The organism is Kribbella sp. WER1, assembly GCF_054189145.1.
In genome coordinates this window covers 4,900,008-4,915,495 of sequence record NZ_CM135186.1, presented here as the reverse complement: position 1 = coordinate 4,915,495, position 15,488 = coordinate 4,900,008, and the positions used below count along the sequence as shown (strand labels likewise).

The window sequence follows — 15,488 nt, the reverse complement described above, 5'->3', positions numbered from 1 at the left end:
AACCGGTACTAGGGTGTCACAAGCCTACTTCTGACAGGGCGATCGTATGGATGACATGGCGGCGCGGGTCGCGGCGGCGATGTGGGCGGAGGACACCGCCAGCGCCGGGCTCGGGATGAAGCTGGTCGAGGTCGGCGACGGGACCGCGCAGGTCGAGATGACCGTCCGCGAGGACATGGTCAACGGGCACGGAATCGCGCATGGTGGATTCGTGTTCAGTCTGGCCGACTCGGCGTTCGCGTTCGCGTGCAACTCGCGCAACCGGGTCACGGTCGCGCAGGCCTGCGACATCGTGTTCGTGGCACCGGCGCGGCGCGGCGACGTCCTGGTCGCGACGGCGCGGGAGCGGACCACGTTCGGCCGGAACGCGATCTACGACGTCACGGTCACCCGCGGCGACGAGGTGATCGCCGAGTTCCGCGGCCGCAGCCGGCAACTCTCGGGAACGATTCTTTCGGAGGAAGTCCATGACTCGTGAGGCGTTCTTGGTCGACGGAGTCCGGACGCCGATCGGGCGGTACGCCGGTGCGTTGTCGGCGGTCCGTCCCGACGACCTGGCCGCGCACGTCGTCTCGTCGCTGCTGAACCGGACCGCGCTCGACCCGGCGCTGATCGACGACGTGATCCTCGGCTGCGCGAACCAGGCCGGCGAGGACAACCGCAACGTCGCCCGGATGGCGGTCCTGCTGGCCGGCCTGCCGGACTCGGTCCCAGGGACGACGATCAACCGGCTGTGCGGGTCCGGGCTGGACGCGGTCTCCGCGGCGGCCCGGTCGATCATTGCCGGAGACAACGACATCGTGGTGGCCGGCGGCGTCGAGTCGATGTCGCGGGCACCGTTCGTGATGCCGAAGGCAACCACCGCGTTCGCCCGGCAGGCGGAGGTGTTCGACACCACGATCGGCTGGCGGTTCGTGAATCCGGTGCTGAAGGAGCAGTACGGGATCGACTCGATGCCGGAGACGGCCGAGAACGTCGCGGCCGAGTTCTCCGTCTCCCGCGAGGACCAGGACCTGTTCGCGCTCCGTTCCCAGCAGCGCGCCGCCAAGGCGCAGGCGAACGGGCGGCTGGCCGAGGAGATCGTCTCGGTCGAGGTACCTGGCAAACGTGGTTCTGTGACTGTTGTGGATGCCGACGAGCATCCACGGGAGACGTCCCTCGAAGCTCTCGCGGGTTTGAAGACACCTTTCCGAACGCCTGGGACTGTCACGGCAGGCAATGCCTCGGGGGTGAACGACGGTGCGGCCGCCTTGCTCGTGATGAGCGGGGAGGCGGTGGAGCGGTACGGCGTGACGCCGCTGGCTCGGGTCGTCGGTACCGCCGCGGCCGGGGTGTCGCCGCGGATCATGGGGATAGGACCCGCGCCGGCCACCCGGAAGCTGCTCGCGCGGACCGGGGTCGCACTGTCCGACATCGACGTGATCGAGCTGAACGAGGCGTTCGCCGCCCAGTCCCTCGCCGTACTGCGGCAACTCGGGCTGCCCGACGACGCCGACCACGTGAACCCGAACGGCGGCGCGATCGCGCTCGGGCACCCGCTCGGAATGTCCGGCGCCCGGCTCGCGCTGACCGCCGCGCTGGAGCTCCGGCACCGCGACGGCCGGTACGCGCTGGCCACCATGTGCATCGGCGTCGGACAGGGCATCGCGACCCTGCTCGCCCGTCCTTAGGAGTCGTCATGTTCGGTGAGGCTTGCCCCTCGGAATTGCGGGATCCCGGCGAGAAACTGTCCGTCGACGAGCTCCGGTCCCGCCAGCTGTCGTTGCTACAGGCAACCGTACGGCGGGCGTACGAGAACGTGCCGCACTACCGTTCCGCGCTGGACGCGGTCGGGTTCAAACCCGGCGACCTGCAGTCGTTGAGCGACCTGTCGCGGCTGCCGTTCACCGCAAAGAAGGATCTGCGGGACAACTATCCGTTCGGAATGTTCGCGGTACCGCGGACCGAAGTGGTGCGGGTGCATGCGTCCTCCGGGACCACCGGGCGGCCGACCGTGGTCGGGTACACGCAGCGGGATCTCGACAACTGGGCCGACCTGATGGCGCGGTCGATCCGCGCGGCCGGCGGGCGTGCCGGAGACGTCTGCCATGTCGCGTACGGGTACGGACTGTTCACCGGCGGGCTCGGCGCGCACTACGGGGCCGAGCGGCTCGGGTGCACCGTCGTACCGATCTCCGGCGGGATGACCGAACGGCAGGTGGACCTGCTCCGCGACTTCGGCGCCCGGATCATCATGGTCACGCCGTCGTACTTCCTGTCGATCGTCGACGAACTGGAACGCCGCGGCCTGGACCCGCGGGACACGTCGCTGCGGATCGGCATCTTCGGCGCCGAACCGTGGACCGAGGCGATGCGGACCGAGGTCGAGGAACGAACCGGGATCCACGCCGTCGACATCTACGGCCTGTCCGAGGTGATGGGCCCCGGCGTCGCCCAGGAGTGCGTGGAAACCAAGGACGGCCTGCACATCTGGGAGGACCACTTCTACCCGGAGATCATCGACCCGGTCACCGGCGAGGTCCTCCCCGACGGCTCCGAGGGCGAACTGGTCTTCACCACCCTGACCAAGGAAGCCTTCCCGGTCCTGCGCTACCGCACCCGCGACCTGACCCGCCTTCTCCCCGGCACCGCCCGCCCCGGAATGCGCCGCATGCAGAAGATCACCGGCCGCACCGACGACATGATGATCGTCCGCGGCGTCAACGTCTTCCCCACCCAGATCGAGGAACAGATCCTCCTCGTGCCCGGCCTCACCCCCCACTACCTCTGCATCCTCACCCGCCCCACCCGCCTCGACGAACTAACCGTCCAGGTCGAAGCCACCCCGGACCTGACCGACTACGACGCGGCCGCCCGGCACTTGGCCGACCGCGTCAAGGAACGCGTGGGCGTCACGATCTCCGTAGAAGTCGTGACGCCCCACGCCCTGGAGCGCTCGCTGGGCAAAGCCAAGCGCATCAAGGACGCCCGCTAGTTATCAGCATCCGTTGTAGGTGTGGCAGGTCTCCCGGAACGTGTCGCGGTTCTTCTTGCGCTGGTCGTCGTAGGCCTGTTCCCGGGGTGTCGTGTGGTGGGCGTTCCACAGCCGATCGAACAGCTCGATGATCCCGAAGCCCACCGACGAGCCGCAGAATCCTCCGGCCGCGGCCGCGCCGGCGCCGGTCACCACCGCGGGGGCTGCACACCCGAAGCCCGCGACCCCTCCGATCGTGCCTCCGACGGCGGTCTTGAGGTACTTGTACCAGGTCGGCTGGTCCGGCTCCTTGTTGTCGAGTTTGTCGATGTTCGGGTCCGGATTCGTGCACCCGTACCAGTAGCACGGGTCCATCCCGGTTTTCACGGCGCCGCCGGAGGCAGCGCCGCCGCCCCCACCCTGCTGCTGATTGGCTCCGCGCAGGGCGCTGGCCCAGGAAAGCGTGGTCAGCGCGGACCTGGATGCCTGGATCGCGTACTTCAAGGTGTCGTTGGACTGTCTGAGCAATCGGTCCAGGTCCTTGGCCTCGGCGTCGCCGACCCACCGTTTGAGTTTCTTCGTGACGCGTTCCTGGACCTTGACCAGGACCTGGATCGTGCGGGTGATCCGGATGATCTGGACGGTGTAGTAGTAGGCGACACTGAGCAGCGCGTTGGCCAACGACCACCAGCCCAGCGCCCGGAACGCAAGGTACAGACCGACGGCCAGGATGACCGTCCGCTGGTGCTTGACGATCTTCTGCTTCTCCTCGGTGATCCGCTTCGCGACCGACCGGACCGTCTCGCGCAGGGTCGTGACGGTCTCGGTGACGTACCGCTCGCCGTCCGGGTCGCTGAACGTGACTGGGCTGTTGTTGGCGTACGCGTACGCGTTCATCTGCTGCGGGTCGTCGACCTCGAGTTGCGGATCCGTCGAAATGAACCGCCCGGTACCGGGGTCGTAGTCGCGGGCACCCAGCCGGACGTACCCGGTCTGGTCGTCCTGCACGCCCCCGACGAATCCACGCTGCCCCGGCCAGGCTGTCGGCGCCGTACCCCGAATCTGGCCGTACGGCGTGGTCCGCCGACGCTGGACGTCGGCCGTGTTCGCCGCATCGACGGTAATCGACATCGTGCCGTGGTGGTCACCGGTGACCCAGGCGAGCTTGTTCGCGGTACGGACCGCGACCTGGTGATCGCCGAGCGCGTAGTACCGGGTCCCGACCTTGGTGCCGTCGGTCTTCAGCTGCAGCTCGGTGTCGTCGAGGAACAGCGTCGTCCCCGAGGCGTCCTTGCGCAGCAGCCGGTTGCCGCTCGCGTCGTAGATGTAGCTGCTCTGCTTGCCGCCGCCGTCCAGCTGGGCCAGCTGGCCGTCGTCGCCCCAGATGAGCGAGTCGGTGACCCCGCCCGTGGTCCGGCTCTTCAGGTTGCCGTCCTCGTCGTACGCGTACTGGTCGACCCGGGTACCGCCGGTGCCGGTCGTCGTCACCTTCTGCACGGCGTGCGGCCGTGCCTGGCCCGCTGCCGGGTACTCGTAGGTGGCGTTGGTTTGACCGGTAGGCGTCGTGTACTGCTCGGTCTTCCGATTGCCGATGGCATCGAACGTCCAGCCGTACCAGTACGGCGCGGGACCGCCCAGGGTGCTCTGCGTCGGCGTCGCCGCACAGTCGCCGCTCGCCGGCGTCCACGCCTGCGTCAGCCGCCGGTAGTAGTCGTACCCGAAGCACTGCGTGTCCGCAGCCGCTCCGGTCGTCGGCGTGTCCGTCGCCTTCAGGACGTTCCCGGCCGCGTCGTAGGCGTACGCGACATCGGACTCCAACCCGTTCTGCGTGAGCAGACCGGCCCGCGACAACCGGTGCGAGCCCTCCTCGTACTCGTACATCTGCTCTGCCCAGCCGGCCGTGTTCTGGTCACCCATCACGATCAGACTGGTCTCGCCGTACGCCGTGTACTCGGTGTCGGTGACGTACTTCGCGTCGCCGGTCAGCGTGATCGGCCGACCGCGCTTGTCGTACCCGTAGGTGACGGTCTCCGCGCCCAAGTCCCCGGCCTTCGGCAGCGTCCGGGTCTTCACCTGACCGTCTTCGGTGTAGGTCGTCGTCGACGCGTAAACACCTTGAAGAGCGCCCTCGGACGCCGGGAGCTCGACCTCGGTGGCCGTAGGCCGGCCGGCGTTGTCGTACGCCGTGTAGCGCGTCGTGTAGGCGTTTCCGTTCACGTAGCGCGTCGCACTCGACAGGGCGCCCGGCTTGACCGTGTCGTACGTCAGGTCGGTCAGTACGGTCGACCCCTTCTTCACGGAGGTCTGCCGGCCGAGTTCGTCGTACGTGTAGGTCAAGACGTTCTTCCGAGCGACGGTGGCCGTTTGCAGCTGGTCAAGGTCGTCGTAGGTGTACGTCGTGAGCCCGCGGTCCGGGTCTCGGGACTCGATCTTTCGGCCGCGCAGGTCGTACTTGTACGACCAGACGTTGCCCGCCGGGTCGGTGACCGTCTCCAGCTGACCGGTCGGCGTGTAGGTGTACTTCGTGCTGTCGTAGTCGCCGGTCGCCTTGCTGCCGTGGTACGCCCGGAGTTCGAGCAGCCGGCCCTGGAGGTCGGAGATCCGGGTGGTCGCCTGCTCGCCGTCCGGCGGTTCGACAGTCTCGATCCCGGTGCCGTTGGTGTGCGAGCGGGTCCACTGCTGGACGCCCATCGAGACGAACGACTCCTGCTGCGGCCGGCCGAGCGCGTCGTACGAAGTGAGCTTCTGCGCCGGAACGCGCTTCTCGTCGACGGGCTTGACGATGTCGAAGCCGAGTGGCGCGTCGTCGGCGTACGGCCCGTTCTGCTTGACGATCTGGCCGCGGGAGTCTGTCAGGTAGTCGGTGACCACCCGGCCGATACCGTCCCCGCCTTCCTCCTGGGTCTGCCGGCGGCGGCCGAGGCCGTCGCTGAACTCGCGCCGGACCTCGGTCCGGCCGTCGGATCGCAGCGAGGTGACCGTCGTGATCCCGGGCTTGCCCTGCTCGTCGCGGTACTCGTTCCGGACGTCCGGGATCGACCCGGTGTTGCCCGGCTGCCAGGTTTCGAGCACCCGGCCCAAGGCGTCACGCTTGGTCGTCGTGGTCCGGCCGGCGGGGTCCACGACCGCGACTTCTTCGCCCCAGGCAGGGTCGACCGTGCTCGTGGCGGTCTGGCCGTTGGCTTGTGTCGTCTTGGTCGTGGTCAACGGACCACCGGCGGCCGGTGTGTAGTCGACGGTGCTCGTCTTGTTGCCGGCGTTGGTGGTGTGCCGGATCCGGCCGAAGGCGTCGTAGTCCATCGTGCTGACGGTCTGGTAGACCTCCTTGCCGGCCGAATCGAACCCGGACAGCCGCTGCTGCTGGAGCTGGTCACCCGTAGCCGGGTCGTACTTGGTGACCACGTCGGACACCACATCGTTCTTGGTCCAGGCCGCGGTGCAGGCGACGTCGACGGTCTGGGACCGGCTCGGCAGATCAGCCAGGCCCTTCGCGGCATTGTCGAAGTACTCGAGCCGGGTGCACTTGTCGTCCTTCGGGTCCGCGGCGTCACCGAGGTCGCTCTTCGCGGTGACCCGGCCGGTGGCCTCGTCGAACGTGTTCGAGGACTCGCTGTGCTTCCAGCCGGTGCTGACCGCCTGGTCCTGGCGGATCACCTGCTCGCCGGTCCGGTAGGTCTTCGTCGTACCCCACGGACGCTGCCGGATCGCGGTCGGGTCCTTGGACACCCACTGGTCGGTGATCGACCGCTCCACCAACGTGCCACCGGAGTACGTCGCCTGTTCCCGGAGCCGGCCGGTCAACGCGTTCAGATCCCGTGACCTGCCACCGGTCGAGTCGGTGATGTCGACCGACTTCACCGAATTGTCGGCGCGGACGTCCCCGTCCATGCCGCGGTAGTAGGTGTTGAGCTTCACCGTGGCCGGGCCGTCGACCCCGTCGCCGGTGGTGACCTTGACCTTGTCGTACCCGCGCCATTGCGACCAGGTCTTGCGATCGACCTCGACGAGACCGTCCTCCTCGTCGTGACGCCAGGAGGGCGTTCCCGGGTACTCGATCTTCGTCACCTGGTCAGGGGAGCCGCCGACTTGGTCGGACTCCTTGACCTGGTCGACGACGTACTTGCCGAACCAGTCCTCGCGTTCCGCCTCGCCGGGCGGTGTCCACTTGATCGGGTAGCACCGCTTGTGGTTGTCGTCACGCAGCGGCAGATCGGTGGGGTTGACGCAGTCCGGCGTCAGGTAGTGCACGGCAACCTGGCTGCCGTACCCGTAGGTGATCGTCTGCACCCGCGGCCAGTTCAGCACCGGCTGTCCGGCGGTGTCCGGGCTGGACAGCCGGTTCGGCAGCATCTGCGCCGCGAAGGTCACCTGGGGCAATGCCACGTCCCCGCCGTCGACCAGACCCCTGCTGGTGATGCCGTCGAGCCAGAGCATGCTCGATCGGCCGCCGTCCTGCGGATCCAGGAACGACTGCTGCATCGTCCACGACGTGACCGGCTGGTACGCCGTACCCCGCCAGACCTCGGTGACGACCCGGCTGAGCCGCTTCTTCGTCCAGAACGTCGGCGACGTCTTGGTACCGCAGTCGGTCGCGCTCGTGCATTCCTGGTCCAGCGGGGTGTCGACGAAGTCGGCCGCCGTACAGCCGGCGGCCTTCAGACAGCGGTCGGCCGTCTCGAAGCGGACCCGCGCGACCTGGGAGGTGCCGGCGCTGAGCTTGTCCTGCTGCTGGCCGTACTCGATCCGGTTCAGGTTTCCGGCCCGGACGTAGTCCTCGACCAGCGTGCCCTTGCCGGCCCGGCCGTACTTGTTGGTCTCGACGTCGTAGTAGTAGCTCATCGTGTTCCCGTGCGGGTCCACGACGTAGTCGAGGTTCCAGCGGTAGGCCTGCTTGCAGAAAGAGCCGGCGAAAGTCGTGCTGTTGCACGGCTCACCACTGTTGTTGCCGGCGACCGGGACCGTCCAGGTGGAGTTCGTCGTACTGGTTGCCCCGGACAACTTGTTCAGCCCGAAGAAGTACTGCACACCGCCCTTGTCGGTGATCTTCCAGTACTCGCCCTTGGCGCCGAGACCGGTGTCCGGACCGCCGTCGCCGTTGTCGGCGCCGGTCAGCCGCTCGACCTTCAGGCCGTCGTCGGACCGCGCGTGCCAGGTCTGGGTCGCGTCGTCGAGGACGAGCTCGCCGCCAGCGCCGTTCAGGCTGAAGGTGGCGTTGTCGGTGGCCCAGCAGTAGTCGCCGGTCGGACTGGTGCCGTTGTTGCCCTTCTGCTCGGTCTTTGAGGCGCAGGAGGCGTAGCGGCGTTCGATCGAACCGCCCGGCGCCAGCTCGAACCCCGCCCCGACCCAGGAACCCTGGCTGTTCGCGGCGGTGGTACGGCCGTCGATCGCGCCGGAGTTGTAGGCGACCTGCAGGTCCGGCTTCGGGCCGCCGAGGCTCGGCGGGACCTGCATCGGGAACGACCAGGTGAAGTCACCTGAGGAGCCACCGGCCTGCCAGGTGGCGGTCGGGGTCAACGACGTCGCGGAACCATCGCCCGACGGGCCGGAGGCGGCCGCGCTGAGCACGAACGTGGAGGCCTTCGCAGTCGCCGGTACGTCGGCGGTGATCTCACCGGTGCCGTTGTTCCGGCTCGGCACCCGCCTCGGGGCACACCCGGCACAGTCAGGGACCTGCAACACCTGCAGCCGAGTCGCCCAATCCCCGCCGTACGCCTGCTTGAATCCGCTGTAGTCCAGTCGTAGACCCACCCGGCCGGCCTTCTGGACTCCATCGGCGCGGCGAACCGTGAACTTCAGATCGCTCCCCGATCGGCCGAGGAGCTCGACAGCTACCTTGGCCGGCGCCGCGGCGTTCGCGGTCGGCCCGACCTTGATCGGCAATGTGCCTGCCTGCGCTGCGGGACCGGCGACGATCGATGCCGGGCGGCCGGCAAGCATCGCCGACCAGTCGGACGACTGTGCGGCCGGAGCCGGTACGGCAACCTCTGCTCGTCCCGGGGCGGGCCAGCGCGGCGCGGGGACGGACGTGACCGCGAGGTCGGCGTCGTGATCGGGAGCGCCCGGGCGTGCGGACAGGTTCTCGGTCGGGACGGTGGCAGCCTTACGCGGCTTGCCTTTCTGGACGACCTTCGAGGCCGGACGCGGCGCGGCGGGCGCGGCTCCGGCTGTCGTCGCGATCAGGCTGATCGTCACGGCGGCGGCCGTCGACGTCATCCACAATCGCCTGCGGATACGCATGGATTCTCCCCTGATGGGCGGCAGTGGGGTCTCCAGTGCACAGGGGTGACGACAAGTCCCGCAAGACGTTCCACGCCGGTGGAATGGTCTCGTCGACCCACATCGAAAGCCTTCCGGAACAGGCGGTCCGGGTGCGATGGTGTCGACCGTCCCGGGACAGGAGGACCGACTGTGCGTAGCTTTCGCATCGCCCACTTCCTGACGGCGTTCGCCGTCTCCCTGCCACTACTGGTCAGCCACGAATCACCGACGACGGCCGTACCGGTCGCCGTCGTCCAGCAGGATCCGCAGACGGATGCCGCTGCAGCCCGAGCGCGTCAGACCGGTCATCGGATCGAGATCCCGGAGCAGCGCACGCCTACTGCCGAGGTCTACGTGAACCCGAACGGCTCACACACCCTGGTCCAACACGCCAGTCCGCAGCGCACCGCGGCCGGGACCCCGATCGACCTGACGCTGCGGGCCGATGCGGACGGCAGAGTCCGCCCGGTCTCCAGCGACTCCGGCCTGGTTCTGTCGGGGGGAGGTTCGGGGGCGGACCTCGTCAGCCTCGGTGGCCGGCTGCACCTCGGCTGGCCGGGAACACTGTCCGAGCCGGCATTGCGCGGCGACACCGCGACGTACGCCGAAGTGTTGCCTGGCGTGGATCTGAGGATCCAGGCGCGCCCGTCAGGGTTCGCCAAGGCACTGATCGTCAAGACCCACGCCGCCGCGAGCAATCCGGCCCTGCGCGAGCTGCGGTTCACGGTGCGCGGCACCGGCCTCTCCTTCAGCCACAGGCCGGACGGTACGACGCTGGCCACGGACGCCCGGGGCCGGCTCGTCTACACCTCCGGCCAGCCGTTGATGTGGGACTCCGGCACCGAGCCGGCCACCGTCGGCATCCCGTCGTCCCTGGACCGCGGTGTGCTGACGATCCGCCCCGACCGGGCGCTGCTCGACGCCGCCGCGACCCGCTACCCGGTCACGATCGATCCTTCCTGGGACGACCGCGCGGACGACCTGTGGACACACATCAACGCACTGCACCCGACCACGGACTACTGGAACTACGACCGCGACCAGGGCGCCAAGGTTGGTCAGGCGTGGGGCGCCGACCGGGACACGTACCGGTCGCTGTTCAACCTCAGCACGTCGAAGATCGCCGGCGCCCGGGTGACGAAGGCCAAGTTCACGATCTCGCTGGACCACTCGCCGGACGGCAACCCGTACCCGGTCGACCTGTACCAGACCACGCCGATCAGCCGCGCCGCACCGGTCCGGTGGGACAATACCGGCTGGCTCGGCTTCCTCGGCCAGGCGAGCGGCCACGCCAAGGACTCCGAACCGGACATGACGATGGGCTGGGAAACGCCCGAGCTGAAGACGCTGTTCCAGGGCATCGCCGACCGGCACGAGTCGTCGGTCTCGCTCGGTCTGCGGGCTCCGGACGAGACCAACGAGTACCAGTGGAAGAGATTCCACGGCGAGACCGCGACCATCGTCGTCGACTACAACAACGCACCGCGGATGCCGCTCAAGGTGAACTTCGACTACCCGAAGCCCTGCGGAACGGCGGCCGCCCCGACCGCGATCAACACCCCGCGGCCCGCCTTCTCCGCGGTCGCCGGTGATCCGGACGGTGACGCGGTGACCAGCCGGTTGGAGATCCATCGTGCGTCCGACGACAGCACGGTCTACACACAGGACTCCGGCATCACCGGGAACGGCGCGGCGTTCACCTGGTCACCGATTCCCGCCGGCGTCCTGGCCGAGAGTACGGCGTACTACTACACGGCACGTAGCGACGACGGCATACCGGACGACGGCATCGACTACGGTCCCGCGAGTCCGCCCTGCTATTTCACCGTCGACAGCGTCGCGCCGGGGGCGGCGGTGGTGACGTCGACCGATTTCCCGAAAGGGCTGCCCGGGATGCCGGCGCGCGAGGTCGGGATCCTCAAGCTCGCCCCAGCCGTGGGTGACACCGACGTCGCGTCGTACCTCTACGGATTCTCGGCGGACCGAGTGCTGCTCACGGTCAAGGCCAAGCCCGACGGCACTGCCGACCTGCCGGTCAGCGTCGCCACCAGCGCCCGATTGTGGGTGCGAGCCGTGGACCGCGCCGGCAACCCCGGGCCGTTGCCTCAGCAGGCGTACGTCTTGCTGGCGAAGGCCAACCCGGCCACCGCTCCGGTCCGCGGTGACGTCAACGGCGACGGCGCTGCCGATGTCGTGATGGTGCTCGACCAGGGCAACGGACGTACCGGCGTGTGGAACGTGGACAGCAGGAACGGAAGCTTCGCCACCGGGACGATGTCCTGGGACAGCCAGAACAACGGCGGTTTCGCGTTGTCGCGCAGCCGCCCGGTCCGCGGCGACTTCACCAAGGACGGCCGGTCCGATGTGGCCTTCTTCCGGGACGAGCCCGGACGTCGGGTCGCCCTCTACACGCTGCCCTCGGACGGCAACCGGTACGACCCGCCGTCGACACCGGTCTGGAAGGCGCCACAACCCGACTGGACCATCGCCACGGCCCACGTCAGCGCGGGTGACGTGACCGGCGACGGCGCGGACGACATCGTCGTACAACTGAACACCGGCAACGGGACCTGGCGGGTCCTGATGTATCCCGGCGGCAACCTCGCGGCTCCGGCGCAGTGGCTGCAGACGACGACGTCCGGCGGCGACTGGTCGGCCACCCAGCCGGTCGTTGCCGACGTCGACGGCGACGGCAAGGACGACCTCGTGGTCTTCCGGAAGGTCAGCCTGTGCCGAACGGTGGTGGACGTCTACCGATCGACCGGCACCGGCCTCGACACACCGACCACGGCGTACGACGGCGACTACTGCCTGGACAAGGGGCACCTGGACGTCGGCGATGTCGACGCCGACGGCAAGGACGATGTGGTGTCGGTGTACGACAACAGCGCCGGGACGACACTGAAGGTGTTCCGTTCGACCGGTACGACGTACACCGCGGCCGACTGGTGGACCGGCGGCACGGTCGATCCGCTGCGGACCGCTCTGCAGGTCGGCGACTTCGACAAGGACGGGAAGGCCGACGCCGCGCTGATCGGCTCGCTCGACGGCGGCGGACGTGAGGTGTCCCGGCTGCTGTCGACCGGTACGTCGTTCGCCCCACCGGTGACCGACTGGAAGGAGCCCGCCGTCGGCGCCGGGAGTGGTCCGAAGTTCGACCTGGAGCCGCGCACCTACGAGTTGGTCTCGCGGAACAGCGGCAAGTGCATGGAGGTCGCCGGCGCCAGCCAGACCGATCCGGCGCCGATCCAGCAGTGGGACTGCTTCAACGGACTGCATCAGCGGTTCCGGGTGGTGCCTGTCGCGGGCACCGATCAGTACGAGCTGCAGATGGTGCACGTCGACGGGGCGGCGTACGACGGGACTCCACGCTGCGTCGACGTCGGCAACGAGAGCACCGACGAGGACACACCGGTCGTGCAATGGAAGTGCACAGGTCACGCGAACCAGCAGGTGCTGCTCGACTATGTCGAGGGCAGCAGCTACGACACCGTGTTCCGGCTACGTTTCGCGCATAGTGACAAGTGCGCCGCCGTCCAGGATGCCGGCACCGCAAACGCCGCCAAGGTCATCCAGCGGACGTGTGCCGCCGTACCCGAGCAGCAATGGATCCTGCGCGCGGCCCTGAACACGACCCAACTCGACGGCCGCTACAAGATCCACGCGCTGCGCGACCCGTCCAAGGACTACGTCCTCGACATCAAGGACTGCACGCCGGCGAGCGGTGTGCGGACCTGGGACTGGATCCCGGCCAGTCCGTGTCAGCGCTGGCAGATCAAGCCGCTCGGCGACGACGTGTACCAGATCATCGACCCGTCGTCGGGGACCGCGCTGCAGACCGACAGTTGCTCCCGGGGCCTGGCCACGCATCTCGTCGTCACGCCGGTCGACTCGTCGGAGTGTCAGCGCTGGCGGATCGAACCCGCGGTCGGCGGCAGTTGGTCGATCCAGCAGGCCGACACCGGCTATGCGGTCGACGTACCGGAGTGTGCGATGAGCAAGGTTGCGTTCGTCGAGACCTGGACCTACTGGAACGGATCTTGCCAGCGCTGGGAGCTGACGAAGATGTGATCAGAGCAGTACGTCGGCCGGCGCGTTCGGGTGGAGCGGCTTGCGGTAGGCCGCGGGGCGGAGGTGGGGGCGGATGAGGGCTTCCAGTTCGAAGTCTTCGAGGTTGAACTTGGTGGCGGTGTCGCGGTACGGGGTGCCGTGGCGGATTTCGGTGACGATGTCCTCAACCGGGACGTCGTCGACCAACGGGCGGCCGTGGGCGCGGGTTGGGTCGACGATGACGTCGATGTCGGGGTAGATCACCAGGCGGAGGGTTCCGGCGTAGCCGTCGTCGGACCAGCCGATGGCGGCCGAGCCGCGGCGGAGTACGCCGGGGAAGCCGCCCTGGCTGTCGCGGATCCGTTCCCAGCCGGCCTCGCGGCCCTCGGCGGCGATCTCCACCAGCAGGTCGCGGCCGTCGTGCGCGAGGCCGGACCAGGCGAGCGGGTACCGGCGGCCGGCGCGGGAGCGGAGGGCCACCGCGGCCTCGCCGATCGCCTGCAGCGACAGTCCGGTACGCCGGAGGTGCCGGAGCATGTGCGTCTCCACCAGGCCGGCGAACGTCATCGTCGGCTCCCCCCGGCCCCCGCGGCCCGCCTCCAAGGCCCCGGACCGCAGCCAGTCGCCGAGCGTGGTGGCCGGCAGGCCGAGATGGAGCGCCACCTCGGCACGGGTGTACAGCGGCAGGTCGAACCGTGGATCCACGTCTCACCTCGAATGCGCGGTGCGGGCGCTTGGTTGTCCATAGAGTGCCAGATATGGGGTTTCCTGCTCGGGAGTCGGTCGGCTACGGTGCGAGGGCCGGGGGCTTCGACACCCCGGCTGCGGAGAGGAGGTGAGTGCGATGTCGAGTCCGACTGTCGTGCTGCCCCGCTGCCGTGTCCGCGGCTGACCGGGGTGGCGTCGTACCACCTAGGAGAAGTCGTATGACCGAAGCACAACGTCCGTCGCTGACCGCCGGAGAGCGGGAGCAGTTGATCGGATGGCTCGACCTGCAGCGTTCGTTCGTCCGGATGAAGTGCGCCGGGCTGAGCGAGCAGGATGCCCACCGCAAGGTGGTCCCGACCTCGCCGCTGATGACGCCGGCGGGGCTGGTCGCGCACCTGCGCTGGAACGAGTACTCGTGGTTCCAGCTCGGGATCGCGGGTGTCCCCGACACCGGCCAGACGCCGTGGACCGAGGGCGGGCACGTCGACGCCGAGATGTTCGTCGACGACGTACCGCTCGACCAGCTGCTCGACGAGTACGACGAGGAGTGCCGGCGCTCGAACGCCGCGATCGCGGACCTGCCGCTGGACACCGTCGAGGCGGGCCAACCCGCTGACAAGGCAGCGTCCTTGCGGTACGTGCTCTGTCACATGATCGAGGAGACCGCCCGCCACGTCGGCCACCTCGACATCATCCGCGAACTACTCGACGGCAGCACCGGATACACGAAGCTGGAGTAGGTCCTGTTCGGCGGTCCAGCGCCGAACATGACCTAACCCGGTTACAGCTGCGCCGCGTGGTGGATAAGATGTCCGGGATCTGGCACGGGGTAGCGACAAGAGGTGTGATGAGGGAACCCTCCGTACGCCGTTATTCCGGGCGGTCAGTCGAGGAGTGGAAGGCCGCGCGCCGGGAGCGGCTGCTGGCTGCCGCGCTCGAGCTCTTCGGGACCGAAGGATATCCGGCGACATCCGTGGAACGCCTGTGCACACAGGCGAAAGTGTCGACCCGGCACTTCTACCACGAGTTCCAGAACAAGGAAGCCGTGCTGCTCGCGGTGCATGCGCAGGTGATCGAGTTGGCGGTCCGGAGTACCGGGGAGGCCCTCACCCGGACCGCCGACCTGCCGGTGCGCGAGCGGATCACCGCGGCCGTCGACTCGTACCTGCGGACCATCATGGCGGACCTCCGGCGGGCCCGGATCTCGTTCGTCGAGGTGGTCGGCACGAGTCCGGCGGTCGAGGAGCAGCGGAACGCGTTCCGGGAGCTGCTGGTCGGCAAGGTCCGCGACCTCGGCGACACCGCGGTCGAGCGTGGCGAGATCAAGCGCAAGGACTTCCGCTTCCTCGCGCTGGCCTTCCTCGGCGCGGTGAACGCCGTCGTCCACGACTGGATGCTCGCCGACCCGCGCCCACCGGAACACAAGGTCCAACAGTCGCTACGAGACCTCGCCGTACAGCTGATTACGGCGTAGGGCGGGTCTGGTGATTCCGCGCCGTCGCGGGGAGGTGCCTCGCAG

At 68.6% G+C, this 15,488-nt stretch carries 8 protein-coding genes; 6 read left to right on the top strand and 2 right to left on the bottom strand.

Annotated elements, in window-relative coordinates:
- The first annotated feature begins 46 nt into the window (after positions 1-46).
- The 3 genes from paaI to paaK are packed head-to-tail and all read left to right on the top strand — an operon-like array spanning position 47 to position 2,974.
- The gene (gene paaI / locus ACXJJ3_RS23795; protein ID WP_458164045.1) at positions 47-478 is read left to right on the top strand and encodes a hydroxyphenylacetyl-CoA thioesterase PaaI; all 432 of its coding nucleotides are present in this window, start codon (positions 47-49) and stop codon (positions 476-478) included.
- Positions 468-1,670 (top strand): 3-oxoadipyl-CoA thiolase, encoded by a 1,203-nt coding sequence (gene pcaF, locus ACXJJ3_RS23790; protein ID WP_458164044.1) that lies wholly within the window; start codon positions 468-470, stop codon positions 1,668-1,670. Before paaI ends, pcaF begins: the two co-directional genes overlap by 11 nt.
- 8 nt (positions 1,671-1,678) lie before the next feature.
- Positions 1,679-2,974: a phenylacetate--CoA ligase PaaK gene (paaK, locus tag ACXJJ3_RS23785; RefSeq protein WP_458164043.1), complete on the top strand. Its 1,296-nt coding sequence runs from the start codon at positions 1,679-1,681 to the stop codon at positions 2,972-2,974.
- A gap of 3 nt (positions 2,975-2,977) precedes the next feature.
- Here the strand turns inward: paaK and ACXJJ3_RS23780 are convergent, their stop codons facing one another.
- The gene (locus ACXJJ3_RS23780; RefSeq protein ID WP_458164042.1) at positions 2,978-9,190 is read right to left on the bottom strand and encodes an RHS repeat domain-containing protein; all 6,213 of its coding nucleotides are present in this window, start codon (positions 9,188-9,190) and stop codon (positions 2,978-2,980) included.
- A gap of 171 nt (positions 9,191-9,361) precedes the next feature.
- Here ACXJJ3_RS23780 and ACXJJ3_RS23775 point away from each other — a divergent pair, with 171 nt between their 5' ends.
- A complete protein-coding gene (locus ACXJJ3_RS23775; protein ID WP_458164041.1) occupies positions 9,362-13,282 on the top strand; it encodes an RICIN domain-containing protein in 3,921 nt (1,306 codons plus the stop codon).
- On the opposite strand, the gene ACXJJ3_RS23770 is transcribed toward ACXJJ3_RS23775, so the two are convergent.
- The gene (locus ACXJJ3_RS23770; protein WP_458164040.1) at positions 13,283-13,966 is read right to left on the bottom strand and encodes a MerR family transcriptional regulator; all 684 of its coding nucleotides are present in this window, start codon (positions 13,964-13,966) and stop codon (positions 13,283-13,285) included.
- Positions 13,967-14,187: 221 nt separating this feature from the next.
- Here ACXJJ3_RS23770 and ACXJJ3_RS23765 point away from each other — a divergent pair, with 221 nt between their 5' ends.
- Entirely contained in the window at positions 14,188-14,709 is a 522-nt protein-coding gene (locus tag ACXJJ3_RS23765; protein WP_458164039.1) for a DinB family protein, read from the top strand.
- 107 nt (positions 14,710-14,816) lie between these two features.
- Entirely contained in the window at positions 14,817-15,443 is a 627-nt protein-coding gene (locus ACXJJ3_RS23760; RefSeq protein WP_458164038.1) for a TetR/AcrR family transcriptional regulator, read from the top strand.
- Positions 15,444-15,488: the final 45 nt, after the last annotated feature.

What these genes read in the sequence shown, in the direction of transcription:
- paaK (WP_458164043.1), top strand. Translation starts at nt 1,679, where the DNA reads ATGTTCGGTGAGGCTTGCCCCTCGGAATTGCGGGATCCCGGCGAGAAA.
- ACXJJ3_RS23780 (WP_458164042.1), bottom strand. Translation starts at nt 9,190, where the DNA reads ATGCGTATCCGCAGGCGATTGTGGATGACGTCGACGGCCGCCGCCGTG.
- paaI (WP_458164045.1), top strand. Translation starts at nt 47, where the DNA reads ATGGATGACATGGCGGCGCGGGTCGCGGCGGCGATGTGGGCGGAGGAC.
- ACXJJ3_RS23760 (WP_458164038.1), top strand. Translation starts at nt 14,817, where the DNA reads ATGAGGGAACCCTCCGTACGCCGTTATTCCGGGCGGTCAGTCGAGGAG.
- pcaF (WP_458164044.1), top strand. Translation starts at nt 468, where the DNA reads ATGACTCGTGAGGCGTTCTTGGTCGACGGAGTCCGGACGCCGATCGGG.
- ACXJJ3_RS23765 (WP_458164039.1), top strand. Translation starts at nt 14,188, where the DNA reads ATGACCGAAGCACAACGTCCGTCGCTGACCGCCGGAGAGCGGGAGCAG.